At 67.2% G+C, this 23,951-nt stretch carries 20 protein-coding genes and 1 tRNA gene; 11 read left to right on the plus strand and 10 right to left on the minus strand.

Going from position 1 to position 23,951, the window contains the following annotated elements; all coding sequences use genetic code 11:
* The first annotated feature begins 6 nt into the window (after positions 1-6).
* The 5 genes from pdxH (at position 7) to D6850_RS09655 (ending at position 6,131) form a co-directional block, all read left to right on the plus strand.
* A complete protein-coding gene (pdxH, locus tag D6850_RS09635) occupies positions 7-612 on the plus strand; it encodes a pyridoxamine 5'-phosphate oxidase (RefSeq protein WP_121166905.1) in 606 nt (201 codons plus the stop codon).
* 128 nt (positions 613-740) lie between these two features.
* Positions 741-1,265 (plus strand): cold-shock protein, encoded by a 525-nt coding sequence (locus tag D6850_RS09640; protein ID WP_121166242.1) that lies wholly within the window; start codon positions 741-743, stop codon positions 1,263-1,265.
* The gene (locus D6850_RS09645; protein ID WP_121166244.1) at positions 1,232-1,717 is read left to right on the plus strand and encodes a DUF192 domain-containing protein; all 486 of its coding nucleotides are present in this window, start codon (positions 1,232-1,234) and stop codon (positions 1,715-1,717) included. Before D6850_RS09640 ends, D6850_RS09645 begins: the two co-directional genes overlap by 34 nt.
* 64 nt (positions 1,718-1,781) lie before the next feature.
* A tRNA-Pro gene (locus D6850_RS09650) sits at positions 1,782-1,858 on the plus strand.
* Between the two features lie 601 nt (positions 1,859-2,459).
* On the plus strand, positions 2,460-6,131 hold the full coding sequence (locus D6850_RS09655) for a vitamin B12-dependent ribonucleotide reductase (RefSeq protein ID WP_121166246.1): 3,672 nt from the start codon (positions 2,460-2,462) through the stop codon (positions 6,129-6,131).
* A gap of 171 nt (positions 6,132-6,302) precedes the next feature.
* Here D6850_RS09655 and D6850_RS09660 read toward each other — a convergent pair whose 3' ends face one another.
* From D6850_RS09660 to D6850_RS19460, 3 genes are all read right to left on the minus strand, one after another.
* A complete protein-coding gene (locus tag D6850_RS09660) occupies positions 6,303-7,247 on the minus strand; it encodes a DMT family transporter (protein WP_245964144.1) in 945 nt (314 codons plus the stop codon).
* 275 nt (positions 7,248-7,522) lie between these two features.
* On the minus strand, positions 7,523-9,943 hold the full coding sequence (locus D6850_RS09665) for a GcvT family protein (protein WP_121166248.1): 2,421 nt from the start codon (positions 9,941-9,943) through the stop codon (positions 7,523-7,525).
* Complete coding sequence (locus D6850_RS19460) at positions 9,940-10,101, minus strand: hypothetical protein (RefSeq protein WP_166434033.1); 162 nt, start codon at positions 10,099-10,101, stop codon at positions 9,940-9,942. Before D6850_RS19460 ends, D6850_RS09665 begins: the two co-directional genes overlap by 4 nt.
* 29 nt (positions 10,102-10,130) lie before the next feature.
* On the opposite strand from D6850_RS19460, the gene D6850_RS09670 reads away from it, so the two are divergent.
* Complete coding sequence (locus D6850_RS09670) at positions 10,131-11,657, plus strand: trimethylamine methyltransferase family protein (protein WP_121166249.1); 1,527 nt, start codon at positions 10,131-10,133, stop codon at positions 11,655-11,657.
* Here the strand turns inward: D6850_RS09670 and D6850_RS09675 are convergent.
* The 5 genes from D6850_RS09675 to D6850_RS09690 form a co-directional block, all read right to left on the minus strand.
* Complete coding sequence (locus D6850_RS09675) at positions 11,644-12,627, minus strand: LysR family transcriptional regulator (protein ID WP_121166909.1); 984 nt, start codon at positions 12,625-12,627, stop codon at positions 11,644-11,646. The genes D6850_RS09670 and D6850_RS09675 overlap by 14 nt on opposite strands.
* 41 nt (positions 12,628-12,668) lie before the next feature.
* The gene (locus tag D6850_RS09680; RefSeq protein ID WP_121166251.1) at positions 12,669-13,853 is read right to left on the minus strand and encodes a vWA domain-containing protein; all 1,185 of its coding nucleotides are present in this window, start codon (positions 13,851-13,853) and stop codon (positions 12,669-12,671) included.
* 7 nt (positions 13,854-13,860) lie between these two features.
* On the minus strand, positions 13,861-14,028 hold the full coding sequence (locus tag D6850_RS19465; protein WP_166434034.1) for a hypothetical protein: 168 nt from the start codon (positions 14,026-14,028) through the stop codon (positions 13,861-13,863).
* Positions 14,029-14,031: 3 nt separating this feature from the next.
* A complete protein-coding gene (locus D6850_RS09685; RefSeq protein WP_121166911.1) occupies positions 14,032-15,399 on the minus strand; it encodes a DUF2927 domain-containing protein in 1,368 nt (455 codons plus the stop codon).
* A 242-nt stretch (positions 15,400-15,641) separates the two neighbouring features.
* The gene (locus tag D6850_RS09690) at positions 15,642-16,481 is read right to left on the minus strand and encodes an AAA family ATPase (protein WP_121166253.1); all 840 of its coding nucleotides are present in this window, start codon (positions 16,479-16,481) and stop codon (positions 15,642-15,644) included.
* 199 nt (positions 16,482-16,680) lie between these two features.
* Here D6850_RS09690 and dksA point away from each other — a divergent pair, with 199 nt between their 5' ends.
* Together dksA and D6850_RS09700 are read left to right on the plus strand one after the other, a co-directional pair.
* Positions 16,681-17,103, plus strand: coding sequence for an RNA polymerase-binding protein DksA (gene dksA, locus D6850_RS09695; RefSeq protein ID WP_121166913.1), 423 nt, complete (start codon positions 16,681-16,683; stop codon positions 17,101-17,103).
* A 73-nt stretch (positions 17,104-17,176) separates the two neighbouring features.
* A complete protein-coding gene (locus D6850_RS09700; RefSeq protein WP_121166255.1) occupies positions 17,177-18,346 on the plus strand; it encodes an FAD-dependent monooxygenase in 1,170 nt (389 codons plus the stop codon).
* Positions 18,347-18,388: 42 nt separating this feature from the next.
* On the opposite strand, the gene D6850_RS09705 is transcribed toward D6850_RS09700, so the two are convergent.
* Positions 18,389-18,808, minus strand: a complete 420-nt coding sequence (locus tag D6850_RS09705; RefSeq protein ID WP_121166257.1) for a Fur family transcriptional regulator — start codon at positions 18,806-18,808, stop codon at positions 18,389-18,391.
* Between the two features lie 355 nt (positions 18,809-19,163).
* Here D6850_RS09705 and D6850_RS09710 point away from each other — a divergent pair, with 355 nt between their 5' ends.
* The 3 genes from D6850_RS09710 to D6850_RS09720 all read left to right on the plus strand — a co-directional run bounded on the left by D6850_RS09710 (position 19,164) and on the right by D6850_RS09720 (position 22,758).
* On the plus strand, positions 19,164-20,456 hold the full coding sequence (locus tag D6850_RS09710) for a DEAD/DEAH box helicase (RefSeq protein WP_166434035.1): 1,293 nt from the start codon (positions 19,164-19,166) through the stop codon (positions 20,454-20,456).
* Positions 20,457-20,641: 185 nt separating this feature from the next.
* Entirely contained in the window at positions 20,642-21,625 is a 984-nt protein-coding gene (locus tag D6850_RS09715) for a sterol desaturase family protein (protein ID WP_121166259.1), read from the plus strand.
* A complete protein-coding gene (locus D6850_RS09720) occupies positions 21,622-22,758 on the plus strand; it encodes an acyltransferase family protein (protein WP_121166261.1) in 1,137 nt (378 codons plus the stop codon). Before D6850_RS09715 ends, D6850_RS09720 begins: the two co-directional genes overlap by 4 nt.
* On the opposite strand, the gene D6850_RS09725 is transcribed toward D6850_RS09720, so the two are convergent.
* On the minus strand, positions 22,691-23,941 hold the full coding sequence (locus D6850_RS09725) for a cation:proton antiporter (protein ID WP_121166263.1): 1,251 nt from the start codon (positions 23,939-23,941) through the stop codon (positions 22,691-22,693). The genes D6850_RS09720 and D6850_RS09725 overlap by 68 nt on opposite strands.
* Positions 23,942-23,951 lie beyond the last annotated feature (10 nt).

Raw genomic sequence — 23,951 nt, forward strand, 5'->3', positions numbered from 1 at the left:
ATGCAGATGGCAAATCGGACCGGGATATTCAAAGGGGACGACCCGTTCCGCATTGCGCAGCGCTGGCTGGACGAGGCCGCGGAGCGGGAGGTGAACGACCCCAACGCCATCGCGCTGTCGACGGTGGACGCGGACGGGCTGCCCAACGCCCGGATGGTCCTGCTCAAGGAAATCGCGCCGGACGGTTTCGTCTTCTACACCAACTACGAGAGCGCCAAGGGCGTCGAACTGGCCCACAGCGGCAAGGCCGCCTTCGTGATGCACTGGAAATCGCTGCGCCGCCAAGTGCGCGTGCGCGGCAATGTCGCGCGGTTCGAGGGGCCCGAGGCCGACGCCTATTACAAGTCGCGCTCGCTCAAGAGTCGCCTGGGCGCGTGGGCCTCGCGCCAGTCGCGCCCGCTTGGCGGCCGCGCGGCGCTGATGGCGGAGGTCGCCAAGGTCTCGGCCCGGCATGGAACGAATCCCCCCCGTCCGCCCTTCTGGGGAGGTTTCAAGATCACGCCGGTCGAAATAGAGTTCTGGGCGGATGGCGAATTCCGTCTGCATGACAGGTTCGTGTGGCGTCGCGAAGGCGTTGAAAGTGAATGGAAAATCACCCGCCTGAATCCCTGAGCCAGCGTATTTCCGCCGATTCACCCATAGAATCAGTTCTTGGAGATTTCCGAGAAGCCGTGTATCTACGAAGGTCGTAGCGGCTAGAATTACGTAACGTCATCAAGAATGTGAGAACAACGGCTCTAATGGAAGACACTGTGCGCAGGGTGCGCGGGCGCGTAAAATGGTTCGATCCCGTCAAGGGGTTCGGATTCGTGGTCTCGGACCAGGGCGGTCCGGACATACTGTTACACGCCAATGTGCTTCGCAATTTCGGCCAGAGTTCGATCGCAGACGAGGCCGATATCGAGATCGACGTGCAGGATACCAGCCGTGGGGTCCAGGCCGTCGAGGTTCACCACATCGAACCCCCGAAATCCGAAGGCGCAGGCCTCGCCGACCTCGACGAGATCGACCCCGAACTGATCCGCGCCGCGCCGCTCGTTCCGGCGCGCATCAAGTGGTTCGACAAGGGCAAGGGATTCGGATTCGCCAACACCTTCGGGCAGCCCGAAGACGTGTTCGTGCATATCGAGGTGCTGCGCCGGTCGGGCCTTGCCGATCTGCAACCGGGCGAGGCGCTGGCAATCCGCGTGATAGATGGTAAGCGTGGCCGCATGGCGACGGAGGTGTGCGGATGGGAAAGCGCGGTGAAATCCGGAAAGCAATAGCGGCGTCGCTGCTGGCGCTGACGATCGCGACCCCGGCCGCCGCGGATGTTTGCCGCGAGGACCGCGTCGATCTGCGCGGCGATTGGGGGCAGGCGAACTTTACCGTCGAGCTGGCCGACGACGACGCCGAGCGCGCGCAGGGCCTGATGCACCGCGAAAGCCTGGCGCGCAGCGCGGGCATGCTGTTCGTCTATCCCCATGAAAAGCGCGTCGCCTTCTGGATGAAGAACACGCTGATCCCGCTCGACATGATCTTTCTCGACGCCACCGGCACGGTGCGCAAGGTGCACAGCAACGCGACGCCGGGCGATTTGTCTCCGATCTTCGGGCCCCATGACACGCGCGCCGTGCTCGAGATCAACGGCGGGCTGGCGCGGCGGCTGGGAATCACCCGGGGCAGCGTCCTGCGCCACCCGGCCTTCGCCTCCGACCGCGCAGCTTGGCCCTGCTGAACGCATCCCTGCGCGATAGCCCTTCCCAAGCGCGCCATTCGGCGATAGAGACAGGCCCGTGGTCCGGGGCGTGGCGCAGTCTGGTAGCGCACCTGTTTTGGGTACAGGGGGTCGTGAGTTCGAATCTCGCCGCCCCGACCACGCGGCCCCGAGGGGCGCTTCCCATGCATTTTCGCCCTTGCGACGGCGGCCCCCGGGCGGCAGTGTTGCATCCCTGCGTCGCCCCCCGCGCGTCCCCGAATTATTTTTCGTCGGCGGTTTTTCGTTAACCTCCTGTTGACCGACGGTGGATGATTTTGCCGCCAAGGCAAGCGGTTGCCCTTGGCCCATCCGCGTAAACCATCCGAAACTCTGGCCTTTGCCGTGCCGTGCAGGTGCAGCAATGCAGTTGCGGCATCGGTGGGCGGTTCTGGGGATGAATCGGGGATCGCCTCCGCGAGGACGGAAATGTCCGAAGGTCAACTGTTTTCTGGTCAACAAACCGTAAAAATCCCGTTGACCTGATATGCCCGAATACGCCAAGTTGTGTGAGCCGGCGGCAGGGCCACTAGATATGGTGTGGCGCAGTCGGGCAGGGACAGTTTCTCAAGACACCTAGGCGTTCGACGCCAGGTATTGCCGATCGCGGTCGATAGCCGTGATCGGACAGAGCGCCCCGTGGCCGGTGATATCGAGAGAGCGCAGGCGCGCAACGTCGCGCCGCGTAGGTTTTTGGATCGGGCTGAGCGATGGGGCAGCGAGCATGAAGATTGAAAGAAAATTCACCAGGGCAGGGCAGGACGCTTACGCGGATCTGGAGTTCAAGACCGTCCAGTCGGAAATCCGCAACCCCGACGGCAAGGTCGTCTTCAACCTCGACAACGTCGAGGTTCCCGCCAAGTGGAGCCAGGTCGCCTCGGACGTCATCGCGCAGAAATATTTTCGCAAGGCCGGCGTTCCCGTGCGGCTCAAGCGGGTGCGCGAAAAGGGCGTGCCCGAGTTCCTGTGGCGCTCGGTTCCCGACGGCGACAACGTGCAGCGCACCGGCGAGACCAGCGCCAAGCAAGTCTTCGATCGCCTCGCCGGCGCATGGACCTACTGGGGATGGAAGGGCGGCTACTTCTCGACCGAAGAGGACGCGCGCGCCTATTACGACGAGATGCGCGTCATGCTGGCCGAACAAATGGCCGCGCCCAACAGCCCGCAATGGTTCAACACCGGGCTGCACTGGGCCTATGGCATCGACGGCCCGGGGCAGGGACATTACTACGTCGATCACAAGACGGGCAAGCTGACCCGCTCGACCAGCGCCTATGAGCACCCGCAGCCGCACGCCTGCTTCATCCAGTCGGTCGCCGACGACCTGGTGGCCGATGGCGGCATCATGGATCTCTGGGTGCGCGAGGCGCGGCTGTTCAAATACGGCTCGGGCACCGGCACCAACTTCAGTTCCCTGCGCGCCGCGGATGAGCCGCTCTCGGGCGGGGGCAAGTCCTCGGGCCTCATGGGCTTTCTCAAGATCGGCGACCGCGCGGCGGGCGCGATAAAGTCGGGCGGCACCACGCGGCGCGCGGCCAAGATGGTGATCTGCGACGCCGACCACCCCGACATCCAGGAATTCATCAACTGGAAAGTACGCGAGGAACAGAAGGTCGCCAGCATCGTCGCGGGAAGCAAGATGCACGAGCAGAAGCTCAACGACATCTTCGCCGCGATCCGCGCCTGGGACGGCAGCACCGAGGATTCGGTCGACCCCAAGAAGAACGCGCAACTGAAGGACGCCATCCGCGGCGCCAAGAAACAGGCGATCCCGGAAACCTACGTCAAGCGGGTGCTGGACTATGCGCGCCAGGGCTATGACAGCATCGAGTTCCCGACCTACGACACCGACTGGGACTCCGAGGCCTACGCGAGCGTGTCGGGCCAGAACTCCAACAACTCGATCCGCGTGACCGACGCCTTCCTGAAGGCGGTCGAGGAGGACGGCGACTGGGCGCTCATCAACCGCACCGACGGCAAGGTCGCCCGCACGATCAAGGCGCGCGATCTCTGGGAGGACGTCGGCCACGCCGCATGGGCCTGCGCCGATCCGGGCATCCAGTATCACGACACGGTCAACGCCTGGCACACCTGCCCCGAGGACGGCGAGATCCGCGGCTCCAACCCGTGCTCGGAATACATGTTCCTCGATGACACGGCCTGCAACCTCGCCTCGATGAACCTGCTGACCTTCTACAAGGGCGGCAAGTTCGACGCCGAGAGCTACATGCACGCGACGCGCCTCTGGACCGTGACGCTCGAGATCAGCGTGATGATGGCGCAGTTTCCAAGCAAGGAAATCGCGCAGCGCAGCTTTGACTTCCGCACGCTGGGCCTTGGCTACGCCAATATCGGCGGCCTCCTGATGAACATGGGGCTGGGCTATGACTCGGACGAGGGCCGCGCGCTTTGCGGGGCGCTCACCGCGATCATGACCGGGGTGAGCTACGCCACCAGCGCCGAGATGGCCGGTGAGCTTGGTCCCTTCGCGGGGTATGAGCGCAACCGCGAGCACATGCTGCGCGTCATGCGCAACCACCGCAACGCGGCCTATGGCGCAACCGAAGGCTACGAGGGGCTCGCGGTGAAACCGGTGCCGCTCGACCTCGCCAACTGCCCGCACAGCCGGCTGGTGGAGCTTGCGATGTCGAGCTGGGACGAGGCGCTGAAGCTGGGCGAAGAGCACGGCTACCGCAACGCGCAGGCCACCGTGATCGCGCCCACCGGCACGATCGGGCTGGTGATGGATTGCGACACGACGGGCATCGAGCCCGACTTCGCGCTGGTCAAGTTCAAGAAGCTCGCCGGGGGCGGGTATTTCAAGATCATCAACCGCTCTGTTCCGGCGGCGCTCGAAACACTCGGGTATTCCAGCGCGCAGATCGAAGAGATCGTGAGCTACGCCGTCGGGCACGGGACCATCGGCAACGCGCCGGGCGTCAATCATACCTCGCTGATCGGCCACGGCTTCGGGCCGAACGAGCTGGCCAAGGTCGACGCGGCGCTGGGTACGGCGTTCGACATCCGTTTCGTCTTCAACCAGTGGACGCTGGGAACCGAGTTCTGCACCAACGTGCTGGGCGTGCCCCATGCGCAGCTGAACGATCCGGCCTTCGATCTGCTGGCGCATCTGGGCTATTCCAAGTCGGACATCGACGCGGCGAACGATCACGTCTGCGGGACCATGACGCTCGAGGGCGCGCCGCATCTCGACCCCGCGCATTACCACGTCTTCGACTGCGCCAACCCCTGCGGTCGCCGCGGCAAGCGGTATCTCGACGTCGACAGCCACATCACCATGATGGCCGCGGCGCAATCCTTCATCTCGGGCGCGATCTCCAAGACGATCAACATGCCCAATGACGCCACGATCGAGGATTGCCAGAAGGCGTATGAGCTGAGCTGGTCACTCGGCGTGAAGGCCAACGCGCTCTACCGCGACGGCTCCAAGCTGAGCCAGCCGCTCGCCGCGGCGCTGGTCGAGGATGACGATGAGGCCGCCGATGTGCTCGAAACCGGAACGCCGCAGGAAAAGGCGGCGGTGCTGGCCGAGAAGATCGTCGAGAAGGTCATCGTCAAGGAGGTCGTCAAGGTCGAGCGCGAGAAGATGCCGGAACGCCGCAAGGGCTATACCCAGAAGGCGATCATCGGCGGGCACAAGGTCTACCTGCGCACCGGGGAGTATTCCGACGGGCAACTGGGCGAGATCTTCATCGACATGCACAAGGAAGGCGCCGGTTTCCGCGCGATGATGAACAACTTCGCCATCGCCGTGTCCGTCGGCCTGCAATACGGCGTGCCGCTGGAAGAGTTCGTCGACGCCTTCACCTTCACCAAGTTCGAACCCGCCGGCATGGTGCAGGGCAATGACAGCATCAAGAACGCGACCTCGATCCTCGACTACATCTTCCGCGAACTCGCGGTCAGCTATCTCGACCGCACGGATCTCGCGCATGTGAAGCCCGAAGGCCACAGTTTCGACGATCTCGGCCGCGGCGAGGAGGAAGGCGTCAGCAACATCTCCGAGATGAGCGAAGCCGCCGCCAGCAAGTCGCTCGAGGTGCTCAAGCAGATCAGCTCGACCGGGTATCTGCGCAAGCGTCTGCCCCAGGAACTCGTCGTGTTGAACGGCGGGCAATCGCTGGGCGCCCTGCCGGTCGAGACGGGCCAGGATCCCGTCTCCGCGCTGGGGCAACTCGTGCCGGAAACGGCCAGCGGGACAGTCAGCGCGAGCGCGACGGTCACGTCCGCCAGCGTCAGCATTGACGCGCGCACCAAGGCCCGCATGCAAGGCTACGAGGGCGAGGCCTGCGGCGATTGCGGCAACTACACGCTGGTCCGAAACGGCACCTGCATGAAGTGCAACACCTGCGGCGCGACGAGCGGGTGCAGCTAAGGGGGGCGCGACGGCGCGAGAGAAACATGTTTTGGGGCGGGTGCGCTCGCCCTGAACGCAGGACAGGCCGCAGGCAATAAATTTCCGAGCGGTGAACCAATCGAGCCTGTTCCGGCGAAACTGGGGGGGCGCCACGCGGCGCCCCTTCTTTATGCGCGTCTGGCGTCGCCCCTAACGCCCGCCGCGCTTGCGGCGCGGCGCGCGGGTGGTCGACAGTTGCTCGCGGTGGAAGATGTAGACGCCCGAGCCGAGGATGATCGCCACGCCCACCCAGGTCAGCGCGTCGGGAAAGTCGCCGAACACCAGGAAGCCGAGCGCGGTCGCGGTCACGATCTCGAGATACTGGAACGGGGCGAGCGCGGTCGCGTCCGCGTTGCGGTAGGCCTCGGCCACCAGCACGAAGCTCGTCGCCGCCACCGCGCCCGCGCAGAGGATCAGCGCCCAGACGCGGAGGTCCGCCGTTTGCGGCGTGAACCCGGTCATGCCCGCCAGGTGCAGCCCGCCCGTGATCACCATCAGCCCCAGGGCGGCATAGACCGTCGCGCCGCATTGCACCGTCAGCGCCGAGCGCGTGGCGGAGGCGCGCTTGAGGATGATCATGTTGATCGCGTAGACCACCGCGGAAACCAGCGGCAGCAGCGTCGCCCAGCCATAGCTGGAAAAGCCGGGGCGGATGACGATCAGCGCGCCGATCAGCCCGACGCCGACCGCGATCAGCCGGCGCGGCCCGGCGCGTTCGCCCAGCATCAGCCCGGCCAGCAGCGTCAGGATCAGCGGCTCCACGAAGAAGATGGCGATGGCGGTGGCGATCGGCATGACCGTGAAGGCCGTGATCAGGCTGGTCAGCGACACGATCAGCAACCCGCCCGACAGCGCCACCACGGGCGAGAACATGGACCCCCGCAGCCGGCGGCGCAGCACCCAGGCGACCGGCGCCAGGAACAGCGCCTGCGCCAGTATCCGGCTCATGGTCACGCCGAGCGGGTTCATCGTCTCGCTCAGCAGCTTGGCCAAGGTGTCGCCCACCGGCAGAAGCAGCATCGCCGCGATCATGTAGAGCATGCCGGAATCCGGGCGGATGACCGGCATCTCGGGGGACAGGGACGGGTTCTGCATCATTGCGCTACCTCATGACGTTGAACGCCTCCCTCATGGGGGAGGCGCGGGCATCCGGGCGTTCAGGACGAAAATGGGTTTGGAACAGGGCAGCCCCGCGCGACGCCATCGCGCGGTTTGCCCTTGCCGTCCGAGCGAGGCCCGCCCGCGCGGTCTGTCAACGCGCGGGCGCGAATACCCCCCTTGCAGCGAGGGCATGGCCGCGCGTCAGCGCCGCCGCGCGGTGATGGCGGCGCGCCCGGTCCGAACAACCCTTTCGGGCGGGTCTTCGCGCCTCAGGCGCGCACCCGCGCGAGGGCCGGATCGTAAGGGCCCATCGGGATCACCGTCGCCGGCGTCAGCGCGCCGATGATGTCGATGGAGAGCTCCGTCCCCTCGGCGCCCAGCTTCGGCTCAATGAAGGCGTAGGCGAGGTTCATCCCCACCCGGTGCCCCCACTCGCCCGAGGTGATCGTGCCGACGACGCGGCCTTCCCGCATAACCGACGCGCCGCCATGCGCCGGGGCCGCGTCGCCGTGAACATGCAGACAGACGAGGCGGTGGCGAGGGCCGGCGGCCTGCCGTTCGGCCAGCGCGGCCTTGCCGATGAAATCGGGCTTGTCCATGCGCACGAAGCGCCCCAGGCCTGTTTCGAACGGGTCGAATTCGGTCAGCAGGTCGGCCTTCCAGTGCAGGTAGCCTTTTTCGAGCCGCATCGAATCCACCGCCCGCGCCCCGAACAGGCGCAGCCCATGCGCCGCGCCGGCGGCGCGGAGCGCGAGCCAGGCGGCGTAGAGCTGCGCGTTGGGCACGTGGATTTCATAGGCCAGCTCGCCAGAGAAACTGACGCCCATGACCACGGCGGGCGCGATGCCGATGAAGCATTCGCGCACCGAAAGCCACGGGAACGCCTCTGCCGACCAGTCCGCGCGGCTCACCGCCTGCATCACCGCGCGCGCCTTCGGCCCGGCGAGGACGAGGATTGTCGAGTCGTTGGTGAGGCTTCGGATCCGCACGTCCTCGTCCGCGCGCAGATGCTGCGTCAGCCAGTCCATGTCGTGCCATTCGGCGGCCGCGGCGGAGCCGTACCAGACCCGCCCGTCCGGCAGGTCGGCGACGGTCGCCTCGGCCTTGAGCATGCCGTGATGGTTGAGCAGGTAGCCCAGCCCCACGCGTCCCGCTTTGCGCGGCACGGCGCCGCAGATCATCCGGTCGAGGAAGTCATGCACGCCGCTGCCGCTCAGCTCATAGCGGTTGAAGCCGTTGACCTCGCAAAGCCCCACGGCGTTCTGCACGGCGGCGACCTCGGCGGCGATCACCGGGAAGGCTTCGGTGAAACGGAAGCTCGGCGTTTCGTGGAAATCCGGCGTCGGTTTGAAGTAATCCGCGCGTTCCCAGCCATTGACCACGGTGAACTCCGCCCCCTCGGCGGCGAGGATCGGGGTAAGCGGCGTGGTCTTGGCGGGCCGCCCGGCGGGGCGATGTTCATGCGGGAAGTGAAAGCGGAACTCGTTGCGGTAATCTTCAACCGCCTTGAGCGCGGTCAGCTCAACGTTGGCGTGCCCGGTAAAGCGGCGCGGATCGAGCCCCCAGGTATCATAGCAGGCCTCGCCGTGCACGATCTGCTGGGCGAGCAGCCAGCCATGCCCGCCGCCTTCGCCAAGGCCCGCGCGCAGGCCGATGATGCAGAAGGCGTTGCGCTTGCCCGGTACGGGGCCGACCAGCGGCGCGCCGTCGATCGTGTAGGTGATCGGGCCGTTCACCACCCGCTTGATCCCCACTTCGGCCAGCACCGGCATCCGCGCGAACGCCCCTTCGAGCACGTCCATCACCCGGTCGAGGTCGTCCGGGCAGAGATCGTTCGAGAAATCCGGGCTGATCCCGTCCATCCCCCACGTCTTGCAGCCCTGTTCGTAGAACCCCACCAGCAGCCCGTTCTTCTCCTGGCGCGAATAGTAGTCGCTGATCGGACAGCGCAAGAGCGGCATCCGATGACCGGCCTCGGCAATGGCGGGGATGTCGTCGGTCACGAAATACTGGTGCTCCATCGAGGCGACGGGATGATGCACGCCCATCATCGCGCCGACCTCGTTCACGCGGTAGCCGCAGGCGTTCACCACCACCTCGGCGTGGATGTCGCCCTTGGCGGTGTGCACGGTCCAGCTGTGGTCCCGATGCTGGGTTAGGCCGGTCACGGGCGTGTTGCGGTGGACCTCGGCCCCCGCGCGGCGCGCGTGAAAGGCGAGCGCCTGGCAGAGCTGCGCCGCGTCGATGTCGCCGTCCTCGCCATCCCAGAGCCCGCCGACGAGGTTCTCGGTCGAGATGAGCGGATGGCGCCGGGCGCATTCGGCGGCGTCGATCACCTCGAATGTGACCCCCATGCCGCGCGCCATAGACGCGAAGTGGCGATAACCGTCCATCTGCGCCTCGGTGTTGGCCAGCCGGATGCCGCCGTCGCCGTGATGATAGCCCACCGGGTAGTCGGGATCGTCGCGCAGCTTCTTGTAGAGCGCGATGGAATGGGATTTCAGCCCTACCATCGTCTGGTTCATGCCGAAATTCGTGACCTGCGCGGCGGAATGCCATGTGGTGCCGCTGGTCAGCTCGTCCCGCTCGAGCAGCATCACGTCGCTCCAGCCCTCCTGCGTGAGGTGATAGAGCGTGGAGCATCCGGCGATGCCGCCGCCGATGACCACGCAGCGCGTTTGCGATTTCATCTTCGTCCTTTCCCCGGGGTTGGCGTGCGCCCAATGGCGACCTTCCGGGCGGCCGGGTCAATGGCGATTCCCGGAGTTGCGATTTTATCGCAAATTAATTCCGATATGTTGCGCAGCACCGCTTTGCCCTTGCCCGAAAGGGCCGCCGGGCGTTCCATGAAGCCGCAACCGCAGCGGGGGCAAGGGGATGACAATCGAGGTCAGGAAGGGGTCGCGCCGCTCCGGGCGTCGGGCGCGCATGGCGCAGCGCGCCGCCCCGCCGCTCGTCAACCCCGCACCGCCGGGGCAGGCGGGAGGCGCCTATCGTCCGCTCTCGGACGCGGACATGGCCGTGATCTACCGCGCGGCGCTGCATCTGCTTGACGATCTGGGCATGGGGGAGGTTCCCGGCCGGCTTGCCGATGCGCTGCTTGCCGCGGGCGGGCGGCGCGTGCGGGGCGAACGCATCGCGCTGCCGCCCGCGATGGTCAAGGCGGCCATCGCCGCCGCGCCCTCGACCTTCACGCTCCACGGGCGCGATCCGGCGCGCTCCATCACCGTGGGCGGCCAAGCGGTGCATTTCGGCACCGGCGGCGCGGCGGTGCAGACGCTCGATCTGGACAGCGGGCTTTACCGCGCCTCGACGCTGGCCGACCTGCACGATTTCACGCGCCTCCAGGACACGCTGACCAACGTGAGCTGGTTCACCCGCTGCTGCATCGCGACCGACATGGCCGATGAATGGGCGCTTGACGTGAACACCGCCTATGCGCTGTTGAAGAACACCACGAAACCCGTCGCCACCGCCTTCACCTTGCCCGAACACGTCGCCCCGCTGGTCGAAATGTTCGACATCGCGGCGGGCGGCGCCGGCCGCTTCGCCGAACGTCCCTTCGTCAAGGCGCATATCAGCCCGGTGATCTCGCCCATGCGGTTCGGGGCGGACGCCGTTGACGTGACCTATCAGTGCCTTGCGCACAACATCCCCGTCTCCTGCATCACCGCCGCGCAGGCGGGCGCGACGGCGCCCGCGACGCTGGCCGGGTTCCTCGCGCAGAGCCTGGCCGAAACGCTGGCGAGCCTGGTGATGGTGCAGGTGGTGAAACCGGGGCATCCGATGGTGTTCTCCAACTGGCCGCTGGTGATCGATCTGCGCACCGGCGCCTTTGCCGGCGGGGGCGGGGAGATCGCCGTGCTCAATGCCGCCTCGGCGCAACTGTCGAACTCGCTGGGGCTGGTTTCGGGCGTGGCCTGCTCGATGACCGACGCCAAGGCGATCGACGCGCAATACGGCGCCGAGAAGGGTCTGACCTCGCTCGCCGCGGCGCTTGCCGGGGGCAACCTGATCTATGAAAGCTCGGGCATGACCGCCTCGCTCCTGGGTGCGAGCTTCGAGGCTTTCGTGCTCGACGACGAGATGCACGCCGCGACCTATCGCGCCCTGCGCGGCGTCGAGGTGAGCGAGGACAACATCGGCCTCGAGGCGATCCATGCGGCGGTGCTGGGCGAGGGGCATTTCCTGGGCGGCGCGCAGACGCTGGCGGCGATGGAGCGCGACTACGTCTATCCCGCCATCGCCGACCGCTTGACGCCGCGCGCCTGGGCCGAGGCGGGCGCGACCGACGCCTGGACGCGGGCCAACGCAAAGGTGCGCGAGGTGCTGGCGGAACATCGTCCACGATACCTGACGGACGCGCAGGACGCGGCGATCCGCAAGGGTTTCACGATTCTCTGACCGGTTCGCTTTCGGCCAGCCGGAACTGGTCGGCCAGCCACGGCATCCGTTCGACCGCCGGATCGATGGCGCGGGCCTGGATCAACTGGCGCAGCGCCCCGGTGACGGTGTCGGCCGCGGCGCCGGCGTGATCCTCGGGCGCGAAGAGCGACACGGTGCGCGCGAAGCCCTTGCCGGGGAACGGCATTAGCGCGATGTCGCGGTGAAAGCGGCGCGCGCGCATGAAGTTGAGCGGCGTGGTGATCGCCCAGCCACCGCCGGCGGCGACAAGGCCCATGATCGACTGGTTGCTCTCGAACTCGAACCGGTTGGGCAGATCGATCCGCAGGCGGCGCAAATGCGCCTCGATCTGCGCGCCGATGATCTGCCGGCCCGTGTACCGCAGGAGCGGCAGCCCCGTCTCCCCGGCGAGATGGGCCTCCGCGCCGTCACCCGACCCGGCCGGCGCGGCGAGCACGAAGGGATCGCGCAAAAGCGGGTATTCGCCCAGCTCCGGCGGCTCGAACTGCGGGCGCGTGGCGACGCCGAGATCGATGTCGCGGTTGCGCAGCAGTTGCAGGATCTCGTGGCTGGGCCGTGTGAGGTGACGAAAGACGCAACGCGGCATCCCCTCGGCCAACATCCGGGCCAACTCGGGTGCGATCTCGCTGTCGAAATCCTCGATCAGCGCGAGCGACAGCGCGCGGGTCTCGGGCAGGGGGCCGGCGCGCGCCTGCGTCTCGGCCCGCCGGATCAGGCGCAGCCCCGCGTCCACGTCCCGCAGAAACGCGGCCCCGGCGGCCGTCACCACCATCGGGCGGCGCGAATGATCGAGCAGCGCCACGCCAAGCGCGGATTCCAGCGCCCGGATATGGTGCGAGACGGTGCTGACCGAAAGGCCGGTTTCCTCGGCCACCGCCTGCACCGAGCCGCGCTGCGCGGCCAGTTCGAAAACCTCGAGCCACTTGAGACTGAGCGAGGAGCGTTTCATGTCCATGATCCTCGCGAATTGGGCGCGGACCGCAAGGGGCCTCAGCGGGTGAGCATCTTCATGCCTTGCGCCAGCCCTTCCAGCGTCATCGGAACCATGCGGTCGTCGAAGATCTGGCGGATCATCTGCGTGGACTGTGTGTATTGCCAATGCGCCTGCGGCACCGGGTTGATCCAGAGATTGTCGGGCCATTGTTCGCGCGCGCGGGTCAGCCAGACCTGTCCGGCCTCGGCGTTCCAGTGCTCGTTCGCGCCGCCCGGATAGGCGATCTCGTAAGGGGACATCGCCGCGTCGCCGACAAAGATGCACTTGTAGTCGCCGCCATAGGTGTTCATCACCTCGCGCGTCGGCGTCTGCGCGTCCCAGCGACGGCGGTTGTCGCGCCACACGCCCTCGTACAGACAATTGTGGAAATAGTAGTGTTCGAGATGCTTGAACTCGGCCCGCGCGGCCGAGAACAGTTCCTCGACCACCTTGATGTGATCGTCCATCGATCCGCCCACGTCGAGGAACAGCAGCACCTTCACCGCGTTGCGGCGCTCGGGCCGCGTCTGCACGTCGAGATAGCCGTGTTCGGCGGTCGCGCGGATCGTGCCGTCGAGGTCAAGCTCGTCGGCCGCGCCGTCGCGCGCCCATTGGCGCAGGCGCTTGAGCGCGACCTTGATGTTGCGCGTGCCCAGCTCCACGTCGCCGTCGAGGTTGCGGAACTCGCGCTTGTCCCAGACCTTCACGGCGCGGCGGTGGCGCGATTCATGCTGCCCGATGCGCACGCCTTCGGGGTTGTAGCCATAGGCTCCGAAAGGCGAGGTGCCGGCGGTGCCGATCCACTTGTTGCCGCCCTGATGGCGGTCCTGCTGTTCCTTGAGCCGTTCCTTCAACGTCTCCATCAGCTTGTCAAAGCCGCCCAACGCCTCGATCTCGGCGCGTTCCTCCTCGCTCAGGTGCTTTTCGGCCAGCTTCTCAAGCCACTCGGCGGGCAGGTCCATCGCCTCGAGCACGTCGCCCGCGTCGATTTCCTCCAACCCGCCGAAACTGGCGGCGAAGGCGCGGTCAAAGCGGTCGATATGGCGTTCGTCCTTCACCATCGCGGCGCGGGCGAGGTAATAGAACGCCTCGATGTCATAGGTGGCGAGTCCCGCGCTCATCCCGTCGAGAAAGGCGAGGTATTCGCGCAGCGTGGCCGGAACCCCGGCGCCGCGCAGATTGTCGAAGAAGGGCAGGAACATCGCCGCCTCAGCGCAGCGCGCGCTCGAGGAAGATGACGGCGAACAGCGCGACCAGCGCGAAGATCAGCGCGTGAACGGCGGCGTATTGCAGAATGTCCGGGAGCCGCCCCTTGCGCCTGTGGGCGCGGAAAGCTCCGAACGCGGCGCCTATGAGCGCCGCCATCAGGATGATCATGGCCTACCCGTCTCTTGCCTTCAGCGGGTTCAGGGCCGAGATTTCACGCAGCTTCGCGCGCACCGCCCAGTCCGCGCCGTATCCGTAACGCGCCCAGCCGATGCTGTCCAGCCGCACGGCGCGGGCCTCGGAGGCCCGCCCCGTGAGGTCAAGCGCCTCGGCGCGCAGCATCATCAGGGAGGCGAGCAGCGCCGCGTTCTCATGCGTCTGGGCGATGGCGACATGCGGGGCAAGCAAACGCAGCGCCGCCTCGCCGCGCCCCTCTGTGATGGCGTGAGAGGCAAGCTGCGCGGCCGCATGCGCCCGGTGCAGCGCGGCGCCGGGTGAGCGACGGTAGAAGGCGTCGGCGAAGCGGAACTGCTCATGCGCGAAATCGGGATCAGTGCTGCGCGTCAGCCGCCCCAGCGCGAAATGGCTGAATCCCCGGCGGTGATCGGTCCAGCCGGCCGTCTGCGCGATTCGCACGGCGTCCTGCGCGGCGGCGCGCCTTGCGGCCGGGCCGGCCCCGGGGCCGAGCGCGGTCTGCACCGCGCGGATCCAGGCGCGTGGCGTGGTGCTGGCGGGGCGCGGCGCGATCGTTTCGCCGCGCGGGTTGAGGCGGGCGAGGATCGCGGGCAGCCGCGCCATGACCGCGCGGCGCGACATGCCCGATTGCAGTTCCGGCGCATAGAAGGCGCGCAGGATCAGCATGTCGAACCCGGTCAGCACCGTGTGCACGTTGTCGTCGTTGAACACCGAATCCGGCAGCCGGTAGAGATCGTTGAGCGGCCCGAGCGCCTGGGCGAGCTCTTCGTGCAGGCAATCGCGCGCTTCCTGGGGGCTCGAGTCATTGGGCACGAAGATCGCGACCCTGCGCCGCGTGGTCAGCCCGCTCCAGTTGGTGAGTCGCTTGCGCCGGGCGGCGCGATACTGGGACAGCCGCGAAATGTTGGGCGCAACGAAACACGCCGCCTCGGGCAGGTTGCGGCGGATCTCGGCGCGGGTGACGGCTTCGATCGTGATGTTGGCGTCATTCGCGGCGACCTGCCTGATGTCGATCCCGGCCTCCGCGCGCAGCCGGTGCAGCAGACGGCCCAGATCGGGCATGAGCGTCGGCGGCGCGGCGCCCGTCACGCGCACCGTGATCGGCCCCTCGAAGCGCGTCAGCACCGGAAGCGCGCGCCCCGATTCAAGCTGCATCGCGAGGTCGATGAAGTCGCGCGCGATATCGCTGTTGGCGCGCGCCGGCGCGGTGGGTCGGGACGCCGGAAAGGACCGCATCACGGGCATGCCGCCCTCGGTCGCGGTCGCCGCGCGCGAGGTCACGTCCCTGGACGGGCCGGGCATGCACGCCCCGAGCATCAGACAGACAGGCAGGATCAATCGACGCATGGGCCCCCCGGCGTTCTTGCGGTCACTGAACATCCCCCGTCCGCGCGCGTGGCGGCGGGAGAGTGTCGCGACCGCCAGTCAGGGCCGGGGCCGGATCGGGCACAGGCTCGTGTTGCATCCTGTCGTCTATATGGTGCATTTGAGGCGAAAGTGGGGCAAATGCGAACCCGGCCGGCCGGCGGGGCTGAAACGACCGTTCTTCAGCGCCTTGCGCGCGCGGCGCCGCCCCTCGGGCGCCGGATTCACCGCTGCCGGCGCGCCATGAAGGCAAGACGCTCGAACAGATGCACGTCCTGTTCGTTCTTCAGCAGCGCGCCATGCAGGCGGGGCAGGGCGTCCGCGCCGTCGCGCCGAAGGTCGTCGGCGGTCAGGTCCTCGGCCAGCAGCAGCTTGAGCCAGTCGAGCACCTCGGAGGTCGAGGGCCTCTTCTTCAGCCCCTGCTGGTCGCGGATCTCGTAGAACTGCGTCAGCGCCGTGGTGAGCAGCGCGTCCTTGATGCCCGGATGATGCACTTCGACGATCTTCTTCATCGTTTCCATGTCCGGAAAGCGGATGTAGTGGAAGAAGCAGCGCCGCAGGAAGGCGTCGGGCAGCTCTTTTTCGTTGTTGGACGTGATGATGACGATCGGGCGATGCGCGGCGCGGATCGTCTCGCCGGTCTCGTAGACGTGGAACTCCATGCGGTCGAGCTCTTGCAGCAGGTCGTTGGGGAACTCGATATCGGCCTTGTCGATCTCGTCGATCAGGAGCACCACCTTGCTGTCGGCCGTGAACGCCTGCCAGAGCTTGCCGGGGCGGATGTAGTTGGCCACGTCATGCACCTTCTCATCGCCCAGCTGGCTGTCGCGCAGGCGGCTCACCGCGTCATATTCGTAAAGCCCCTGATGCGCGCGGGTGGTCGACTTGATGTTCCATTCGATGATCCGCAGGTTGAGCGCGCTCGCCACCTGGCGGGCCAGTTCCGTCTTGCCGGTGCCCGGTTCGCCCTTGACCAGCAGCGGACGCTCGAGCGTGACCGCGGCATTGACCGCGACGGTAAGGTCGCGGGTCGCGACATAGTCATCCGTGCCTTCGAATTTCATATCGTTTTCAATCCTCTTCGCGCCGCAGTTGAGATGTCTCGCCCGCCACAGTATCGCCCGGCTTGCGACACATCAATGCACCGGTGATTGACTAGTGACAATCCCCGGTCAGTGCAGTAGATCGTGCGCAAGAGAGAAGGGGAGAGGCATGTCGAAGAAGGCTATCGCCACCGATCTTGAGCTTGAGGAGGAGAACCGCATGAAAGCAGAAGTGTTCCTGCCGGAAGATTACCGCCCGGTCGAGGACGAGCCGTTCATGAACGAGCGGCAGACCGAGTATTTCCGCCGCAAGCTGATCGCATGGCGTGACGATCTTCTCGCGGGCAGCCGGGACACGATCGAGCTTCTCCAGGACGGCACCCGCGCCATCCCCGACGTGGCCGACCGCGCCAGCGAGGAAACCGACCGCTCGCTCGAACTGCGCACCCGCGATCGCCAGCGTAAGCTGGTGGCCAAGATCGACCAGGCGCTGCGCCGCATCGAGAACGGCGAATACGGCTATTGCGAGGTGACCGGAGAGCCGATCAGCCTCAAGCGGCTGGACGCGCGCCCGATCGCCACCATGAGCCTCGAGGCGCAAGAGCGCCACGAGCGCCGCGAAAAGGTGCACCGCGACGATTGACCGCTGCCGCCCGTAGAGAGAACGATGACGCCGGGGCTTTCGCTCCGGCGTTTTTCGTATCACTACGCTTTGCATGGACATGAACGCGCTCGACATCGCGGTGATCGGCGGCGGGATCGGCGGTCTGGCCGTCGCGCGGGCCTGCGCGCTGCGCGGTGCCGCCGTCACCCTCTATGAACAGGCAGCCAAGATCGCCGAGGTCGGCGCCGGCCTGCAGATCAGCCCCAACGGTTTCGTCGTTCTCGAGGCGCTGGGCCTTGGGCATGCGGTGCGCGCCGCAGGCGTGCGGGCCGAAGCGGTGGCGCTGCATGACCATCGCGGCGCGCGGGTGCTGCGGCTCGACCTCGGGCGGCTGGAGCGGCGCGACTACTGGTTTCTGCACCGGGCCGATCTGATCGACATCCTGCACCGGGGCGCGATCCAAGCGGGCGTGCGCATCCGGCTGGGCGCAAAGGTGAGTGAGGCGGGGCCGGGACCGTTCCTGCGCCTCGGCGACGAGGAGACCCGCCCTGACCTCGTGATCGCGGCGGACGGGTTGCATTCGGTCCTGCGCGCCGCGCTCGAGGGGGGGGCTGCGCCCTTCTTCACCGGGCAGGTCGCCTGGCGCGCGGTGGTTCCGGGCGACCCCGGCCAGCCGGCCGAGGCCCGGGTGCACATGGGGCCGCGCCGCCACGTGGTCAGCTACCCGTTGCGCGGCGGGCGGCTCACCAACATCGTGGCGGTCGAGGAGCGCGCCGAATGGACGCCCGAAAGCTGGAGCCACGCGGGGGACGCGGACGAGCTGCGCGCGCGCTTCGCCGGGATCGGCGGGGAGGCGCGTGCGCTGCTGGACGCGGTGGGTGAGGTGCGCCAATGGGGCCTCTTCCGGCATCCGGTCGCGCAGGTCTGGGGCCGCGACGGGGCGGCGCTGCTGGGCGATGCGGCGCATCCGACGCTGCCCTTCATGGCGCAGGGCGCGAACCTCGCGCTCGAGGACGCCTGGGTGCTGGCCGCCGCGCTCGGGAAAGCGCCGGATATGGCCGCCGCGCTCGAAACCTATCAGTCCCGGCGGGCGTCACGCGCGCGGCGCGTCGTCGAGGCGGCCAGCCGCAACGCCTGGAAATACCACCTCGCCACACCGCCCTTGCGGGTGGCGGCGCATGCGGCCCTGCGGCTGGGCGGCGCGCTCGCGCCGGGGCGGATGCTGCGGCAGTTCGACTGGATCTACGGCCATGACGTGACGGCGGCCAAGGCTTTTGAGTAAAAGCCTTGGAAATTTTCTTCGGGAAAGAAAATTGTCGCGCGCCTATTCGCCGTCCTTCTTCAGCGGCACGCCGTAGAGCTCCATCTTGTGCCCGGTGAGGCGGTAGCCCAGCTTGGCCGCGATGCGCTCCTGCAACGCCTCGATCTCGGGGTCGACGAATTCGATCACGTCGCCCGTGGTGATGTCGATCAGGTGATCGTGATGCGCGCGTTCGGCGTCCTCGTAGCGTGCGCGCCCGTCGCCGAAATCCACCTTTTCGAGAATGCCGTTCTCCTCGAACAGCTTCACGGTGCGATAGACCGTGGCGAGCGAGATGCGCGGATCGCATGCGCTGGCGCGCAGGTGCAGTTCGTCCACGTCGGGGTGGTCGTCCGCCTCTTCGAGAACGGCGGCGATGATGCGCCTCTGTTCGGTCATGCGCAGGCCGCGGGCCGCGCAGCGCTCGGTAATGGTGTCCTTCATGGCCTGCCCTGCACCAGTGTTTTCCCGGGATACGGGGTTTGGCCGCCGGTTTCCACCGCTTTCACCGTACTGCGACGTTTCGCGGTTGACTTTGCCGCGCTGCGACATCATATGCCGCTCAACCGATATTTCCTGCCGCGTGAGCAGCCGGGCCACCCGAACGGGTTGCGCCCTTTGATAGAAATGTCGCGGAATGATCCCAAGATCACGCGTGGGGCCAGCCGTCTGATCGGCGCATCGGCAAATCTGCCGCTGCGTCAGGATCCGGGCGGAACCACGAAACGGGCGGGGCGCGCATCTGCGCTCGCGTTCTGCATAGCGGCATCGCGTCACGCGGTGTCCGAAAGGATATGAATTGAACCTGTTTGAAGAAATGGGGCTGCCCGCCGGCCTCGTGAAGAAACTCGCCGCGCAAGGCATCACCGAACCCACCCCGATCCAGACCCATGCGATCCCCTATGCGCTGGACGGTGACGACGTCATGGGCCTTGCCCAGACCGGCACCGGCAAGACGGCGGCCTTCGGCCTGCCGCTCATCGCGCGGATGATGGACGAACGCGCCAAGCCCGCGCCCAAGGCGGTGGGCAGCCTGATCCTCGCGCCGACGCGCGAACTGGCCGGTCAGATCAAGGACACGCTGCTGCCGCTGGTGCGCGACACGCCGATGAAGATCGGCGTCGTGGTCGGCGGGCAGTCGATCAACGTGCAGATCAAGCGGCTCGAGAAGGGCACGCATATCCTGGTCGCGACGCCGGGGAGGTTGCTCGACCTCTTGGACCGGCGCGCGCTGCGGCTTGACGACACGCGCTTCCTGGTGCTGGACGAGGCCGACCAGATGCTCGACATGGGCTTCATCCACGCCCTGCGCAAGATCGCCGCGCTGATCCCGACCGAGCGGCAGACGATGCTGTTTTCGGCCACCATGCCGAAACAGATGGAGGAGATCGCCGCCAGCTACCTGCGCCACCCCAAGCGCGTGCAGGTCAGCCCGCCGGGCAAGGCCGCCGACAAGATCACGCAGGAGCTGCATTTCATCGCCAAGGCCGAGAAACCGGGCCTCTTGGTCGAACTGCTGGACAAGCACCGCGATGAACGCGCGCTGGTCTTCGGCCGCACCAAGCATGGCTCCGACAAGCTGGCGAAGAAGCTGACCGCCGCCGGTTTCAAGGTGGCCGCGATCCACGGCAACAAGAGCCAGGGCCAGCGCGACCGCGCGCTCAAGGCGTTCCGCGACGGCGACGTCAAGGTGTTGGTCGCCACCGACGTGGCCGCCCGCGGTCTCGATATCCCGGACGTGAAGCATGTCTACAATTTCGACCTGCCCAACGTGGCCGAGAACTACGTCCACCGCATCGGACGCACCGCCCGCGCCGGCGCGGACGGGGCCGCGATCGCCTTCTGCGCGCCCGACGAGATGGGAGAGCTGAAGGACATCCAGAAGGCGATGGGCCTGTCGATCCCCGTCGCCTCGGGCCGCGCGTGGGAAGAACTGCCCGATCCCAAGGCCAAGCCCAACCGCGGCGGCGGCGGGCGGCGCGGCAAGGGCCGCGGCGGCGCGCCCCACGGCGGCAAGCCCGGCGGCGCGGAGGGCAAACCGCCCCGCCGGCGCCGGCGGCGCGGCGGCGGCGGGCGTTCGCAGGCGGCGTAAGCGGCGGGTCGCGAACGGGCCCGGCACACTTTCCGCCGCTGAGGTGGGTTCGGCGCCCCCCCCGGGCGGCGCCTGACCGCCCCCCGGGGGCGCGCGCCGGCACGCCAATTGCCTCCTTGCGCCCATGATTTGGCCCGATTTCTCCTGTACCGCCTTTGGCGGGAAACCAGGAGAGGGGCAGGATCGTGGAATTTGACTGGGCAGGCGCCGTGCTGGCGGAAATATGGGACGGGCTCGCCGGGCCGGCGACGCGGCTCTGGCCGGTCTATCTCGGGGTGTCGCTGCTGATCGCCTACGCGCTCTACCGGCTGCGCCGCATCGAGGGTTCGTTTCTTGGCTGGATCATGCCCCGGGCGATCTACCTGCACCCCTCGCATATCGTCGATCTCAAGATCTTCGTGCTGGGCCGCGCCATCGCCGCGCTTGGCCTGCTCAACGTGGTGTTCTTTGGCGCGCTGGTCGCGCAATGGGTCGGCGGGCTCTTTGGCGAGGGGCTGGGCCTTGCGCCTCTCGGTCCGGTGGCGGTCGCGCTTTTGTTGCTGACGGTCAGCGATTTCGGCACCTACTGGGTGCACCGGATCCATCACGAGAACCGGATCTTCTGGCCCTTCCACTCGGTCCACCACTCGGCCGAGGTGATGACCCCGATCACCGTCTTCCGCAAGCATCCCTTCTATGACGTGATCTCCACCTTCGTGCGCGGCCTGTTCATCGGCGTACTCCAGGGCGTTTTCATCGGCCTGTTCGCCGGGAAGGTGTCGCTATTCACGCTGATCGGGGTCAACGCGGGCTATGTGCTGTTCAACATGGCGGGGTCCAACCTGCGCCATACGCATGTCTGGCTGGGCTACGGCAAACTACTGTCGCACATCTTCATCTCACCGGCGCAGCACCAGATCCACCATTCGCTCGCGCCCGAGCATCACAACAAGAACTATGGCGAGGTGCTGGCGATCTGGGACTGGATGTTCGGCACGCTCTACGTGCCGCAGGCGCAGGTCGAGTTGCAATTCGGTCTCGGCGACCGGCACGGCAACCGTCTGGCGCAGCGCCATGACAGCCTGCGCGCCGCGCTCGTGGTGCCGGTGCAGGACAGCTGGAAACAGGTGAAGAAACGGTTTCGCCGCGCGCCGCCTGCGCCGCAGGAACACGTGACGCCGGCCGAATGAGCCGAGGGTTTTCCACCTATCTCGACCTCTTGCGCTTTGGCGCGGCCTTGGTCGTGTTGCTGTCGCATTTCGGATATGCGCGCTATTCCGGCGGGCGCTGGCTTTGGGTGCGCGAGCTGAACCTCGGCAGCGACGCGGTGGTCGTGTTCTTCGTGCTTTCGGGGCTGGTGATCGCGCTGGTGGCGGATCGCAAGCGCACGGGCGGGCGGGGCTTCGCCTTCGATAGGCTGACGCGGCTGTGGTCCGTGGCGCTGCCGGCGCTGGCGATCGGCTTCGCGCTTGATCGGATCGGCGCGGCGGTCGCGCCCGCCGCCTACGCCGGCTGGTTCTACGCGCCGCTGCCGTTCTGGGAACAGATGCTGCGCGGCCTCAGCTTTTCGAACGAATGGGGCGGGCTGGCGGCGCGGCTCGGCACCAACGGCCCGTTCTGGTCGCTGAGCTACGAGGCGGCGTTCTACACGCTCTTCGCCGTCGCCTTCTACCTGCGCGGCGCGCGGCGGCTCGCGCTGCTCGCGCTCGGTATTTGGATCGCGGGCCTCAACGTGTTGCTGCTGATGCCCGCCTGGCTGATGGGGGTCGCGCTTCATCACTGCGTGAGGCGCGGCGCGCTGCCGAGCGGGGCTGCCGCGCTTGCGCTCGCGCTGCTGCCGGTGCTGGGCTATGCCGGCGCGCTGGCGGTGGGGGCGCCCGATGCGTTGCGCGCGCTGAGCGCGCCGCTCGACAAAGCGGTGAACCTGCGTTTCTCGGATGAGCCCCTGTGGAACGCGCTCCTGGGCGTGTTGGTCACCGCGCATCTCGCGGGAATGGCGGGGCTGCTGCGCGAGCAGAGCCTCGCGCGCCTTGCGCCGCGCGCGGCGTGGCTCGCCGGCGGCAGTTTCTCGCTCTACCTCATGCACTATCCGGCGCTTCAGTTCGTGAGCGCGACCATGCCGCGCACCGGCGTGGCGCTGCTGGACGACGCGGTGCTGCTGGTCACGGTGCTGGCCTTCTGCGCGCTCTTCGCCGCCCTCTTCGAACGGCCGCTGCCACAACTTCGCGCGGCGCTGCGGCGCGTCACGGCGCGGCTCAGACGAGATCCGGCGCGCGGCCCACGCGATTGGCCAGACGCCCCACCGTCAGCCCCTGCACGATGATCGAGAAGATCACCACCATGTAGGTCGCGGTCAGGATCAGCGGCTTCCACTCGCCGTCCGGCAGGCTGAGCGCCAGCGCGACCGAGATCCCGCCCTTCAGCCCGCCCCAGGTCATGATCGGGATGACGCCGGGCGAAAAATCACGGAACGGGCGCAGGATCAGCACGGGGATCGCCACCGCCGCCAGTCGCGCGACAAGGGCGAAGAGAATGGCGACGGCGCCCGCGGTGAGGAATTCCAGCTCGAAGGCGATGGCGAAGACCTCGAAGCCGATCATCAGGAACAGCACCGCGTTCAGGATCTCGTCCACCATCCGCCAGAAGGCGTCGACATATTCGCGCGTTTCCTGGCTCATGCCGTATTTCGCGCCGACCTCGCCGATCAGCAGCCCGGCGCAGACCGCCATGATCGGCGCCGAGACATGCAGCCACACGGCCAGCTCGTACCCGCCGAAGGCCAGCCCCAGCGTCAGCAGCACCTCGAGCGAATAATCGTCGATCAGCCGCATCACCCGGAAGGTGAGCCAGCCCAGCACCAGGCCCAGCACCGCCCCGCCAAGCGCCTCGCGGACAAACAGCGTGGCCGCGCCGGCCAGACTGCCGCCGGTATGATGATCCACGGCCGGAAAGGCGAGGCCGACGAGCACGAGAAACACGACATATCCGACCCCGTCATTGAAAAGCGATTCCCCCGCGATCTGCGTCTCGAGCGACTTGCGCAGGTTGGCCTCGCGCAGAACTCCCATCACCGCGACCGGATCGGTGGGCGAGACCAGCGCGCCGAAGACGAACGCCACGAGCAGCGGCATGCCGGTGAGCCAGCTGAACCCGGTTCCGATGATCACGGTCGAGATCGCCACCCCCATCGTCGCCATCAAGAGCACCAGCAGCCATTCGGCGCGCAAATCCGATATCTTGACGTGCAACGCCCCGGCGAAGAGCAGCAGCCCCAGCATCCCCTCGAGCAGCGCGTCCGAAAAATGGATGCCGGTGACAAAGCCGCGCACCTCGTCCGCGACGCCAAGCGCGGGCCAGAGCAGGTCGAGCCCGAGCAGCCCGAAGGACGCGAACAACGCCACGATCAGGATGCCGATCGCCGAGGGCAGTTTCAGCACGAGGTAGTTGATCGCCCCGAACACGCCCGCGAGCACGATCAGAAGCGAAGTGATTTGCAGGATGGTCATGGCGCGCTCC

This window comes from Roseovarius spongiae, from assembly GCF_003651245.1.
Classification (GTDB): domain Bacteria; phylum Pseudomonadota; class Alphaproteobacteria; order Rhodobacterales; family Rhodobacteraceae; genus Roseovarius; species Roseovarius spongiae.

What these genes read in the sequence shown, in the direction of transcription:
- pdxH (WP_121166905.1), top strand. Translation starts at nt 7, where the DNA reads ATGGCAAATCGGACCGGGATATTCAAAGGGGACGACCCGTTCCGCATT.
- D6850_RS09640 (WP_121166242.1), top strand. Translation starts at nt 741, where the DNA reads ATGGAAGACACTGTGCGCAGGGTGCGCGGGCGCGTAAAATGGTTCGAT.
- D6850_RS09645 (WP_121166244.1), top strand. Translation starts at nt 1,232, where the DNA reads ATGGGAAAGCGCGGTGAAATCCGGAAAGCAATAGCGGCGTCGCTGCTG.
- D6850_RS09655 (WP_121166246.1), top strand. Translation starts at nt 2,460, where the DNA reads ATGAAGATTGAAAGAAAATTCACCAGGGCAGGGCAGGACGCTTACGCG.
- D6850_RS09660 (WP_245964144.1), bottom strand. Translation starts at nt 7,247, where the DNA reads ATGCAGAACCCGTCCCTGTCCCCCGAGATGCCGGTCATCCGCCCGGAT.
- D6850_RS09665 (WP_121166248.1), bottom strand. Translation starts at nt 9,943, where the DNA reads ATGAAATCGCAAACGCGCTGCGTGGTCATCGGCGGCGGCATCGCCGGA.
- D6850_RS19460 (WP_166434033.1), bottom strand. Translation starts at nt 10,101, where the DNA reads ATGGAACGCCCGGCGGCCCTTTCGGGCAAGGGCAAAGCGGTGCTGCGC.
- D6850_RS09670 (WP_121166249.1), top strand. Translation starts at nt 10,131, where the DNA reads ATGACAATCGAGGTCAGGAAGGGGTCGCGCCGCTCCGGGCGTCGGGCG.
- D6850_RS09675 (WP_121166909.1), bottom strand. Translation starts at nt 12,627, where the DNA reads ATGAAACGCTCCTCGCTCAGTCTCAAGTGGCTCGAGGTTTTCGAACTG.
- D6850_RS09680 (WP_121166251.1), bottom strand. Translation starts at nt 13,853, where the DNA reads ATGTTCCTGCCCTTCTTCGACAATCTGCGCGGCGCCGGGGTTCCGGCC.
- D6850_RS19465 (WP_166434034.1), bottom strand. Translation starts at nt 14,028, where the DNA reads ATGATCATCCTGATGGCGGCGCTCATAGGCGCCGCGTTCGGAGCTTTC.
- D6850_RS09685 (WP_121166911.1), bottom strand. Translation starts at nt 15,399, where the DNA reads ATGCGTCGATTGATCCTGCCTGTCTGTCTGATGCTCGGGGCGTGCATG.
- D6850_RS09690 (WP_121166253.1), bottom strand. Translation starts at nt 16,481, where the DNA reads ATGAAATTCGAAGGCACGGATGACTATGTCGCGACCCGCGACCTTACC.
- dksA (WP_121166913.1), top strand. Translation starts at nt 16,681, where the DNA reads ATGAAAGCAGAAGTGTTCCTGCCGGAAGATTACCGCCCGGTCGAGGAC.
- D6850_RS09700 (WP_121166255.1), top strand. Translation starts at nt 17,177, where the DNA reads ATGGACATGAACGCGCTCGACATCGCGGTGATCGGCGGCGGGATCGGC.
- D6850_RS09705 (WP_121166257.1), bottom strand. Translation starts at nt 18,808, where the DNA reads ATGAAGGACACCATTACCGAGCGCTGCGCGGCCCGCGGCCTGCGCATG.
- D6850_RS09720 (WP_121166261.1), top strand. Translation starts at nt 21,622, where the DNA reads ATGAGCCGAGGGTTTTCCACCTATCTCGACCTCTTGCGCTTTGGCGCG.
- D6850_RS09725 (WP_121166263.1), bottom strand. Translation starts at nt 23,941, where the DNA reads ATGACCATCCTGCAAATCACTTCGCTTCTGATCGTGCTCGCGGGCGTG.